We start from the raw sequence: 11,748 nt of genomic DNA on the forward strand, positions 1-11,748 counted from the left end.
GGAAGTTCCCGATCGGCATGCTCGCCCGGTAGATCTTGCCGTTGTCACCGGCGAAGAACAGGTACATGTTCTGGTCGTCGGCGATCAGGGTCTGGTCGATCGGGGCGGCGCCGGCGATGCTGCCGGTGAACAGCGGCTGCGGCGCGGACCAGCCGTTGGGGTCGGTGGGGTCGCTGGACGTGCGGTAGACGAAGGGCGACGCGCCCCACTGGGACGCCAGGACCCAGATGTTCTTGGGCGCGAAGTAGAACAGCGTGGGCGCCACCGCGGACTGGCTCGTCCCGGTCTGGCCGGCCGACGCCATGTCGGACCAGTTCGTGAAGGGCTTGAACATCATCGAGCCGTACGACGATCCCGACACGTTCGACGCGTAGACCAGGTGCTTGCCGTTGTACACCACGTCGGTGAAGTCCTTCAGTGAGACCCACCCGTTCGCCGGCTGCGCCAGCGCACCCGTCGACGTCCACCGGTACGTCGACGGCAGAGAGCAGGTGCCGCCGCCCGGCGTCGCGGACAGGCCTGTCCATTTCTGGTTGCTGCCGCCGTTGCACGTCCAGAGCTCCACCGCCGTGCCGTTGGCCGTACCGGCGCCGGTGACGTCCAGGCACAGCCCGGATTCCACGCCGACGATGGTGCCGTCGGAATTCACCCGCCACTGCTGGTTCGCACCGCCGCTGCAAGTCCAGATCTGCACCTGGGTACCGGCCGCGGTGGCGTGGCCCGGAACATCCAGGCACTTGTTGCCGTACACGGTCAGCTGGTTGCTGTCCGTCCATGTCCACTGCTGGTTGGTGCCGCCCGAGCAGTCCCAGATCTGCGGGTGGGTGCCGTCGGTCTGGCTGGCGTTCGGTACATCGAGACACCGGCCGGAACCCACACCGCGTATGGCGCCGCCGGTGGCGGCCTGAGCCGGGTTGGCGACGAGCGTCGCCGCCAGCAGGAGCAGGGCCGCGACTGTGGCGGCGAACACCGCGGGCAGATGTCTGCGGGTCAAAACTCGTCCGGGCATGGGGACCTCGTCATCCTTGGGTGAGCGGCTCCGGTCGGCCCCGTCGGGGACTGCCCGGACTGTCGACGCGAGTCGCATTGATGTGTACATGTCATTGACACCGCGCGGCACGCCCCTTGCGGTTCGGTGGTTGCGGTGGTGCGACTCGGCGGTGCTCTGCCGTGCGGGCAGAGTGGCTTCTTGTGTTCTGGGTTCGATATTTCGAACCTGGGTTGAAATATCGAGCAACTTGGATGATAGGGAACCAAAGAGCAGCGTCAATAGCTCCTGGAATCCGGCCCGCGCCAACTTCCTGGTCGACTTGCGCCGTTGTCCGCGAAACGCCGTGGGCCCGGGAGAGCGGGCCGTGCCAACTTCTCACGGGCAGTGCGCAGCCGGGAAAGGCGGTATCGGTAACGAGGACCGAGAAGTTCCGAGAATATTCCGGAAACAGTACCGCAACCTACGGCCGCTCCCGGACCCTGTCAATGGGGCGCGCACGTACGGGAGTTGGCTGGCATGCCGAACAGCCTGCACCTCCCCGGACCGATGCCGCTGCGTTCCGACCTCCATGGCAGGGCTGGAGACCGCCTTCGGCCTGCCCCGGAGCGAAACGGAGTGACACCGGCCGCCGCTCGACGAACCGCATGACTTCGACATCTTCCGGCGCGAGCCCCCGGCATCCGCCGCGCACCCCGATGCGCCGCCTGCCGTACGGGCGGAGGGCTTGACCGGCGACCGGTCGACGGCATGTCCTACGGTTTCCGGAAGGAGGGCGTAGACCTTTCGGGAGCACATGTCGACGGAGGAGGGGAATGTGGCCGGGGAAGGCGCTCAGCGCAAGACAGCCACGCGGAGCCCGGACGGGCCGGCCAAGGTGACGATCACCGAGATCGCGCGGGAGGCCGGCGTCTCGGTGCCGACCGTCTCGCGGGTCGTCAACGGGCGCTCCGACGTCTCGCCCGCCACCCGGGCCCGGGTCGAGGACCTGCTGCACCGGCACGGCTACCGTCGCAGGCCCACGGGCGACCGGGCGGCCCTGCTCGACCTGGTCTTCAACGATCTGGACAGCCCGTGGGCGGTGGAGATCATCCGGGGCGTGGAGGAGGTCGCCCACGAGGCGGGAGTCGGCACCGTCGTCTCCGCGATCCACGACCGGGCGGGCGCCGCGCGCCAGTGGATGACCAATCTGCGGGCCCGTGCCTCGGACGGCGTGATCCTGGTGACCTCGGTCCTGGAGCCGGGCCTGCACGACGAACTGCGGCGTCTGGGCGTTCCGTTGGTGGTGATCGACCCGGCCGGATCGCCCGCCACCGAGGCGCCGACCGTCGGCGCCACCAACTGGGCGGGCGGCATGGCGGCCACCGAGTATCTGCTGCGCCTCGGTCACCGGCGCATCGGGTTCATCGAGGGCCCGCCGCGGCTGCTGTGCTCCCGGGCCCGGCTCGACGGCTACCGGGCCGCGCTCGACGTCGCGGGCGTGCCGGCCGCCGACGAACTCGTCGTGCCCGGCGACTTTTACCACGAGTCCGGCTTCACGGGAGCCGGCAGCCTGCTCGACCTGGCCGACCCGCCGACCGCGATCTTCGCGGCCAGTGACCAGATGGCGCTCGGCGCGATCGAGGCACTGCGGCGGCGTGGCCTCAGGGTGCCCGAGGACATGAGCATCGTCGGCTTCGACGACCTGCCGGAGGTGCGCTGGTCGGCGCCGCCGCTGACGACCGTGCGCCAACCTCTCGCCGACATGGGGAAGTTGGCGGCACGTTCGGTCCTCGATCTCGCACGCTCGGTCGCCCCCGCCTCTGCACGGGTCGAACTGGCGACGGAACTCGTGGTCAGGGCCAGTACGGCAGCGCCGCGCCAAGCGTAACGGAAGGTAATACTCCGGGGGGTGTCAACGGCCCTTTTTGTCAAGGCCGTTGACACCCCCGACGCATGCCCGTAATTTCCGTGGCCACCTCGCCGATAATTTACGGATCCCTTCCGGAAGGTGTGCCATGCCAGACACTGCCCCTTCTTCTCTCTCCCGTCGCCGCTTCCTCGGAGTGGTCTCCGTCGCGGGTCTGGGCACCGCCGTGCTCACGTCGTGCGGGAGCTCCGACTCCGGCGGCAAGGACAGCCAGGGCAGGACCGTTGTCGAGTGGTGGCACATCCAGACCACGGAGCCCAGCAAGCACTTGTGGCCCCAGCAGGCCAAGGCGTACGAGAAGGCCCATCCCAAGGTCAAGATCAAGCTCGTGCCACTGGAGAACGACGCCTTCAAGTCGAAGATGACAGCCCTCGTCGGTACGGGAAAGCTGCCCGACCTGTACAACACCTGGGGCGGTGGCGTCCTCAAGCAGCAGGTCGACGCAGGTCTCACCGAGGACATCACCGACCAGGTCAAGGACTGGATCGGCGAACTGGTGCCCGCCTCGCGCAAGGCGTACGAGTTCGACGGCAGGACCTACGCCGTTCCGGTGGACATCGGAGCCGTCGGCTTCTGGTACAACAAGGCGCTCTTCAAGCAGGCCGAGATCGCCGTCCCGCCCACGACCTGGGCCGAATTCCTCGACGCCGTCAAGAAGCTCAAGGCCGCCGGCATCACGCCGATCGCCCTCGCCGGCAAGGAGAAGTGGCCCGGCATGTACTACTGGGCGTATCTGGCGATCCGTATCGCCGGGGTCGACGGCATGCAGAAGGCCGCGGACGCGAAGGACTTCAGCGGCGACGACTTCGTCAAGGCGGGCGAGCACCTCAAGGAACTCGTGGACCTGCAGCCGTTCCAGAAGGGTTTCCTGGGCGCCGCGTACCCGGGGCCGACCGGTGAGGCAGCCACCATGGGCAACGCCAAGGCGGCCATGGAACTGATGGGCCAGTGGGCGCCCAATACGCAGAAGTCGGAGGGCAAGGGCATCGGCTCCGACCTCGGCTTCTTCCCCTTCCCGGCGGTCGACGGCGGCAAGGGCAAGTCCACCGACGTCTTCGGCGGTGGCGGCGGCTACGCGCTGCGCAAGGGCGGGCCCCAGGAGGCCCTCGACTTCCTGAAGTGGTTCGTCGGCCCCGAGAGCGACAGCAGGCTCGTCAGGGAAGGCGGGATGATCCCGGTGAACACGAAGGCCCGGGACGCCCTCACCGATCCCAACCTCAAGGCGGTCTCCGACCTGCTGAACGCCGCCACGGCCTTCCAGCTCTACCTCGACCAGGCCTTCCCACCGGCCGTCGGCCAGGAGGTCAACGACTCGGTGGCCGCGCTCATCGCGGGCTCCAAGTCCCCGCAAGAGGTGGCCCGTTCCATCACACAGGTCGCGAAGAGCCAGTAGATGACGATGACGTCGACCCAGATCGAGGACGCGGGACCCACTCTGCGAGAGGGGTCGGCGACCGGTCGGGTGAGGAACCGGCGGCCGGTGGCCCGCCGGGTGCGCGACTGGCTGACCGCCTTCCTGTTCACCGTCCCCGGGCTCGCTCTGTTCCTTGTGTTCGTGGCGGTCCCGATCCTGTACGCGGGATACGTCTCCTTGTTCAACTGGGGTGGTTTCGGCTCACCTTCGGACTTCGTGGGTGTGGACAACTTCACCCGCCTGTTCCAGGACCCGGTGTTCCTCGGCGACCTGTGGCGCGGCCTGCTCCTGGTGGGGCTCTCGCTCGGCCTGCAACTCCCGTTCGCGCTCGCCATGGCCGTGCTCCTCAACCAGGAACTGCGCGGCCGCGCCGTCTACCGGATGCTGTTCTTCGCCCCGTACGTCCTGTCCGAAGTCATCACCGGCGTGCTGTTCTCCATGATCTTCGCGCCGGACAGCGGGCTCGCCGACAAGGCGCTCGGCGCCGTCGGCCTCGACGGCGCCGGCGGCCTCTGGTTCGCCGGCCAGAACACCGTCCTGGCGACCCTCTTCCTGGTCATGACCTGGAAGTACTTCGGATTCCACATGATGCTGCTCCTGGCGGGGCTCCAGGGCATTCCCGCCGAACTGACGGAAGCCGCCCGCCTCGACGGGGCGAACGCCTGGCAGCGTTTCCGCCACATCACCCTGCCCCTGCTCGGACCGACGATCCGGATGAGCATCTTCCTGTCCGTGATCGGCGCGATCCAGCTCTTCGACCTGGTGTGGGTGGTGACGCAGGGCGGACCCGACCACCACTCCGAGACCATGGCGGTCACGATGTTCCAGTTCGGCTTCAAGCGCTACCAGATGGGGTACGCCAGCGCGATCTCGATCGTCATGTTCCTCATCAGCCTCGTCTTCGCGCTCTTCTACCAGCGCTATGTGCTGCGCCGCGACACCGAAGGCGCCCTCACGAACATGCGAGGATCCCGATGACGGCCCCGGCTCCGGGTGCACGGCGACGCAGCTTCACGTCCCTGCCCCTGTACGTGACGGTGTGGCTGATCGGCGTCGTCATGGTGACGCCGCTGCTGTACGCGCTCATTTCCGGCTTCAAGTCCACCGACCAGCTCTCCGGCAACTCGTTCGGCCTGCCGTCCCCGTGGGTGACGAAGAACTACTCCGACATCCTCAAGGACAGCGCGTTCTGGCGCATGCTCGGCTCGTCGACCCTGATCGCCGTCGCGACCACCGTGCTGACGGTGGGTGCCGCTGCGCTCGCCGCGTTCGCGCTCGCCCGGTTCGCCTTCCGGGGACGGGAGGTGCTCTTCACCCTCTTCACGGTCGGCCTGATGTTCCCGTTCGCGGTGGCGATCCTGCCGCTGTTCGTGCTCCTGCGCACGTTCGGACTGCTCGACAACCCGTGGGGCGTGATCCTCCCGCAGGCGGCGTTCGGGCTGCCCATGACCGTGGTCATCCTGCGCAACTTCTTCCGGGAGATCCCCGGCGAACTGGAGGAGGCAGCCACGCTCGACGGCTGCTCCGCGTTCGGCTTCTTCTGGCGGGTCCTGCTGCCGATGGCGCGGCCCGCGCTCGGCACCGTCTCCGTCCTCGCCGTGGTGACCAGCTGGAACAACTTCCTGCTCCCCCTGCTCGTCTTCAGCGAACCCACCTGGTGGACGATCCCGGTCGGCGTCCAGCAGTTCCAGGGCCAGTACTCCAGCGACACCGCCCGCATCTTCGCCTACCTGATCCTGTCCATGGCACCGGCGCTGGCCTTCTACGCGGTGGCCGAACGGCAGCTGATCGGCGGCATCACACTGGGCGCGACCAAGGGCTGACACCGCCGCCGGCCATCAACGCCCCTCTTCCACAACGTACGTGAGGAGTACCATGGTTCAGCCATGGCAGGACACCACCCTGTCCGCGCAAGCCCGGGCGGCGGACCTGCTCGCCCGGATGACCCGCGAGGAGAAGACCGCTCAGCTGTCCAGTGTCTGGCTCGGCAGCTCCGCGGACGAAACAGCGGGCGCAGAGGTCGCCCCCGGCCAGACCACGTACGCCAACCGCAGCGCCGCCCTGGACACACTGCTCCCGTACGGGGTCGGCCAGCTGACCCGCCCTTTCGGCACCGCTCCCGTGGATCCGGCAGAAGGCGCCGCCCGCCTCGCCGAACTGCAGCGCACCATCCGCGCGGGCAACCGGTTCGAGCTGCCCGCGCTCGCCCACGAGGAGTGCCTGACCGGCTTCACCGCCTGGCAGGCCACCGTCTTCCCGACCCCGCTCGCCTGGGGCGCCACCTTCGACCCCGCGCTGATCACGGACATGGCCCAGGCGATCGGCACATCGATGCGCGCGGTCGGCATCCACCAGGGCCTCGCCCCGGTCCTGGACGTGGTACGGGATCCACGCTGGGGCCGCACCGAGGAGACCATCGGCGAGGACCCCTATCTCGTCGGCACGATCGGTTCCGCGTACGTCCGCGGCCTGGAGACCGCCGGCATCATTGCGACGCTCAAGCACTTCGCCGCGTACTCGGCCTCCCGGGCCGCCCGCAACCACGCGCCCGCGTCGATCGGGCCGCGCGAACTCGCGGACGTCATCCTGCCGCCGTTCGAGATGGCGATCCGCGACGGCGGCGCCCGCTCCGTGATGCCCTCCTACAACGACATCGACGGCCTGCCCGCCCATGCTCACCAGATGCTGCTCACTCGAATCCTTCGCGAACAATGGGAGTTCAGTGGCACCGTGGTCTCGGACTACTACGGTGTCTCGCTCCTCGAAGAGGCGCACCGGGTCGCGGACGGGGAGCCCGGCGCGGCGCGGCTCGCCCTGGCCGCGGGTGTCGACGTGGAGCTGCCCGCCGCCCGCTGCTTCAGCCTGACGGACCCGCTCCCCGAGGATCTGCTCGACCGGGCCGCGCTGCGCGTCCTGACCCAGAAGTGCGAACTGGGGCTGCTCGACACCGACGGGGAGCCCGGCACCGGGGGTGTGCCCGTCGACCTGAACCCGCCGCACATGCGGGAGCTGGCGAGGAGGGTCGCCGAGGAGTCGGTCGTGCTGCTCGCCAACGACGCCGGAACGCTGCCGCTGAGAGACGGGCTGCGGATCTCCGTCGTCGGGCCGCTCGCCGACGAGGAGGCCGCCATGATGGGCTGCTACACCTTCCCGAGGCACGTGGGTGTGCACCACCCCGAACTCCCCGTCGGCATCGATGTGTTGACGCTGAACCAGGCGCTGCGCGCGGAGTTCCCGGGCGCCGAGTTCGTCGACGAGCCGGCCGGCGCGGATGTGGTGCTCGCCGTGGTCGGGGACCGCTCCGGTCTGTTCGGAGGCGGCTCGTCGGGCGAGGGCTGCGACGCAGAGGATCTGGAACTGCCCTACGGGCAAGGGGAACTGCTGGACGAGATCACGGCGTCCGGCGCTCCGATCGTCGTCGTCGTCCTCAGTGGGCGGCCCTACGCGCTGGGCCGCTGGGCCGCTCGCGCCGCGGCCGTCGTCCAGGCGTTCTTCCCCGGGCAGGAGGGCGGTCCGGCCGTGGCCGGCGTCCTCTCCGGGCGTGTGGAGCCGTCGGGGCGACTGCCGATCGCGGTGCCGCGCAGCCCTGGCGGTCAGCCCGCCCCGTACCTCGCGCCGCCGCTCGCCCGGAACGGCTTTCCCAGCACGGTCGACCCGACCCCCCTCTACCCGTTCGGTCACGGCCTGTCGTACACCACCTTCGCCTGGGAGGCCCCCCAGTGCGAGAGCCCCGAACTCCCCACCGACGGCGTGACCTCGATCCGCCTCACCGTCCGTAACACCGGCGACCGGCCGGGCACCGAGATCGTCCAGCTCTACCTCCACGACCCGCTCGCCACCGTCGCCCAGCCCGATGTCCGGCTCGTCGGCTACGCCCGGGTGCCGCTCGACGCGGGTGCGTCCGCCGAGGTCCACGCCACCTTCCCGGCGGACCTGGCCGCGTACACCGGAGCCGACGGCCGCCGCGTCGTCGAACCCGGCGCCCTCGAACTGCGCCTCGGCACCTCCAGCGCACACGCCCACCACACCGTGCCGCTCACCCTGACGGGCCCGGTCCGCGAGGTCGGGCACCAGCGGCGGTGGCGCTGCGAGATGCGTGTCAAGTAGCCGCGTCGGCTCAATCCAAAGGTCAACCACCGGTACCCGCGACCTAGTTGAGGAGACCCATGATGCGCTCCACTCGTGTCCGAACCGCCACGCTCGCCGCCGCGGCAGCCCTTCTGGCGGGGCTCGCCGTCGCCCCGACCGCCCACGCGGGCACCCACCGGCACACCGCCGACCCCACCCTCGGCCAACTCGCCGAACGCACCGGCCGTTACTTCGGGGCCGCCGTCGACAACCCGGAACTCGCCGACACCCCGTACGCCGACCTGCTCGGCAAGGAGTTCGACGCCACCACCCCTGGCAACGGCATGAAGTGGTACGCCACCGAACCGCAGCGTGGCGTCTTCGACTTCACCGCGGGGGACGAGATCGTGAACTACGCGAAGGCCAAGGGCCTGAAGGTGCGCGGTCACAACCTCCTGTGGCACCAGCAGCTGCCGGACTGGCTCACGTCCGGCACCTGGACCAAGGACGAACTGCGCTCCATCCTCAAGAACCACATCACGCACGTCGTCAAGCACTACAAGGGCAAGGTCTTCGCCTGGGACGTCGCCAACGAGATCATGAACGAGGACGGCACCTACCGGGAGAACATCTTCTACAGGACGATCGGCCCGTCCTACATCGCCGACGCGCTGCGCTGGGCCCACGCCGCCGACCCCAAGGTCAAGCTCTATCTGAACGACTACAACGTCGAAGCCGTGGGCCCCAAGTCCGACGCCTACTACACGCTGATCAAGCGGCTCAAGGCCGACCACGTCCCGATCGACGGGTTCGGCATGCAGGCGCATCTGGCGCTGCAGTACGGATTCCCGGACCGGATGGAGCAGAACATCCAGCGCTTCGCCGAACTCGGCGTCGACGTCGCGATCACCGAGCTGGACATCCGCATGATCCTACCGTCCGACGCGGCCAAACTGGCCCAACAGGCCGACTGGTACAGCAAGGTGACCGACGCCTGCCTCGCCGTGAAGCGCTGCGTCGGCATCACCCTGTGGGGCTACTCCGACAGGCACTCGTGGATCCCCGCGGTCTTCCCGGGCGAGGGCGCGGCCCTGCCCTGGGACGAGAACCTCGCACACAAGCCCGCGTACGACGCGATCCGTGAGGCTCTGCGGTGACCCTCGGCCGCTGTGGCTCTGGGATGCGGACGCCGCGAGGTGATGTCGGCCGGCCGCAAAGGCACCCGAGCCACGCGTCGAAACCTTTCGAACGATCCACGCATCACCCCGTGTGGGCAGTTGACCGTGCCTTATGCTCCTGGGCATGCGAGAGGACGAGCGCGTTGGTCGCATCACCCTGGCGCAGGTGGCCCAGCTGGCGGGGGTCTCCATTTCGACAGTTTCGAAGGTGCTCAACGGGCGACAGGACGTGGCCGCGCCGACCCGCGCCAAAGTGGAGCGCGTCCTGGACGACAACGCGTACCGCCGTACCACCCGGGCTGCCCGCGAGGCGCCTCTCATCGAGATCGTCTTCCACGAACTGGAGAGCATCTGGGCACTGGAGCTGATCCGTGGGGTGGAGAAGGTCGCCAAGGCAAACGGCGCCAGCGTGGTGCTCACCGAGAGCGGCACCCGCCGGGCGCCGGGGCCCGAGTGGATCGAGGGCGTGCTGCAGCGCAGTCCGCGCGGTGTGGTGCTGGTCTTCTCGGCGCTGCCCGCGGAGGTGAAGCGGCGGCTGCGCTCGCGCTCCATCCCGTTCGTCGTCATCGACCCGGCCGGCGACCCCGACCCTGACGTGCCCTCGGTGGGCTCCGCCAACTGGAACGGGGGCCTGGCCGCCACCAGGCATCTGGTCCAGCTCGGTCACCGTCGCATCGGCATCATCACGGGTCCGAAGGACATGCTCTGCTCGCTGGCTCGCCTCGACGGCTACCGTTCGGCGCTCAGTATGGCGGGTCTGGTGGCGGATCCCGAGCTCGTGCGGTACGGCGACTTCCACGTCGAGGGCGGGCGCGAGCGTGCGGCCGAGCTGCTCGATCTGGACGATCCGCCGACTGCGATCTTCGCGGGGAGCGACCTCCAGGCCCTCGGCGTCCTGGAGGCCGCCCGGCTGCGGGACCTGCGCGTCCCGCATGATCTGTCCGTGGTCGGCTACGACGACGTACCCCTGGCCCAGTGGTCGAGCCCCGCCCTCACGACGGTCCACCAGCCGCTGCGGGAGATGGCCGAGGGCGCGACCCGGATGCTGCTGCGGCTGCGGTCACAGGAGCCGGTGGCGACCCGGCTCGAACTGACGACGAGTCTGGTCGTGCGGCAGAGCACGGCGGCGCCCTCCTTCGAAAGAGTTTCGGACACTCCTTGCGGCTGACACTTCGTCATGGTGCCTGCGTCGCGACCCGCTGAGCTGAATCTGTTGTGGCCTGCCCCAAATGGCTCTGTGACCAGGGAAGTTGCCGTTGGGGGCAACATCATCAGAACTCAAGAGTTTCGAACTCTTCGTCGAAAGAGTTGACAGTCCACAGGCCCGGCATCAACCTATCGACGTCGACAGGCACCTCAATGGCTGTGCAGCCTCTCGCAGGCCCCACCAAGAGGAGGCGCATGAACATGCGCGACAAACCCCCTGTACCCCCCATGAACCGCCGCACCTTCATCGGCACGGCAAGCGCCCTGGCGGTCGGCGCGGCCACGCTGGCGCTGCCGGGCACCGCGTACGCGGACACGACCATCACGACCAACCAGACCGGCACCGACAGCGGCTACTACTACTCGTTCTGGACCGACGCCCCCGGGACCGTCTCCATGACCCTGTCCTCCGGTGGCGGTTACAGCACCTCGTGGCGGAACACGGGGAACTTCGTGGCCGGCAAGGGCTGGGCCAACGGCTCCCGGCGGACCGTGAACTACTGGGGCTCCTTCAACCCCTCCGGCAACGCCTATCTGTCGCTCTACGGCTGGACGACGAACCCACTCGTCGAGTACTACATCGTCGACAACTGGGGCACGTACCGGCCCACCGGCGCCTACCAGGGCACCGTCACCAGTGACGGCGGCACTTACGACATGTACCGCACGACGCGGTACAACGCCCCGTCCGTCGAGGGCAACCGCACCTTCGACCAGTACTGGAGCGTCCGACAGTCCAAGCGCACGGGCGGATCCATCACCACCGGGAACCACTTCGACGCATGGGGCCGCGCCGGGATGCGCCTGGGCAGCTTCAAGTACTACATGATCCTGGCGACCGAGGGCTACCAGAGCAGCGGCAGCTCCCACATCACGGTGAGCTGAGTCAGTCGGGCCTGCCTGGCCGTCCCGTCGGGCAGGCAGGCCCCCTCCCCTCCCCGCCGCCTCAGGCTGAAGGAGCATCCGCATGAGAATCCGACCGGGA

General features: G+C 68.7%; 9 protein-coding genes. 8 read left to right on the plus strand and 1 reads right to left on the minus strand.

Going from position 1 to position 11,748, the window contains the following annotated elements; genetic code table 11:
• The coding region (locus tag IE244_RS36290; RefSeq protein ID WP_191877845.1) for a non-reducing end alpha-L-arabinofuranosidase family hydrolase at positions 1 to 1,009 on the minus strand (1,009 nt) is incomplete at its 3' end.
• Positions 1,010 to 1,805: 796 nt separating this feature from the next.
• Here IE244_RS36290 and IE244_RS36295 point away from each other — a divergent pair.
• From IE244_RS36295 to xynA, 8 genes are all read left to right on the plus strand, one after another.
• A complete protein-coding gene (locus IE244_RS36295; RefSeq protein ID WP_229854646.1) occupies positions 1,806 to 2,858 on the plus strand; it encodes a LacI family DNA-binding transcriptional regulator in 1,053 nt (350 codons plus the stop codon).
• Between the two features lie 127 nt (positions 2,859 to 2,985).
• A complete protein-coding gene (locus IE244_RS36300) occupies positions 2,986 to 4,290 on the plus strand; it encodes an extracellular solute-binding protein (protein WP_191877847.1) in 1,305 nt (434 codons plus the stop codon).
• Positions 4,291 to 4,296: 6 nt separating this feature from the next.
• Positions 4,297 to 5,289, plus strand: a complete 993-nt coding sequence (locus tag IE244_RS36305; protein WP_191877933.1) for a carbohydrate ABC transporter permease — start codon at positions 4,297 to 4,299, stop codon at positions 5,287 to 5,289.
• An 80-nt stretch (positions 5,290 to 5,369) separates the two neighbouring features.
• Complete coding sequence (locus IE244_RS36310; RefSeq protein ID WP_373305817.1) at positions 5,370 to 6,134, plus strand: carbohydrate ABC transporter permease; 765 nt, start codon at positions 5,370 to 5,372, stop codon at positions 6,132 to 6,134.
• A gap of 52 nt (positions 6,135 to 6,186) precedes the next feature.
• On the plus strand, positions 6,187 to 8,418 hold the full coding sequence (locus tag IE244_RS36315; protein ID WP_191877849.1) for a beta-glucosidase: 2,232 nt from the start codon (positions 6,187 to 6,189) through the stop codon (positions 8,416 to 8,418).
• Positions 8,419 to 8,480: 62 nt separating this feature from the next.
• Positions 8,481 to 9,536: an endo-1,4-beta-xylanase gene (locus IE244_RS36320; protein WP_373305813.1), complete on the plus strand. Its 1,056-nt coding sequence runs from the start codon at positions 8,481 to 8,483 to the stop codon at positions 9,534 to 9,536.
• Between the two features lie 133 nt (positions 9,537 to 9,669).
• Positions 9,670 to 10,725 (plus strand): LacI family DNA-binding transcriptional regulator, encoded by a 1,056-nt coding sequence (locus IE244_RS36325; protein WP_191877851.1) that lies wholly within the window; start codon positions 9,670 to 9,672, stop codon positions 10,723 to 10,725.
• Positions 10,726 to 10,991: 266 nt separating this feature from the next.
• Complete coding sequence (gene xynA / locus IE244_RS36330; protein WP_191877852.1) at positions 10,992 to 11,648, plus strand: endo-1,4-beta-xylanase XynA; 657 nt, start codon at positions 10,992 to 10,994, stop codon at positions 11,646 to 11,648.
• Positions 11,649 to 11,748 lie beyond the last annotated feature (100 nt).

Origin of the sequence: Streptomyces filipinensis (genome assembly GCF_014649495.1) — a bacterium.
Classification (GTDB): Bacteria; Actinomycetota; Actinomycetes; order Streptomycetales; family Streptomycetaceae; genus Streptomyces; species Streptomyces filipinensis.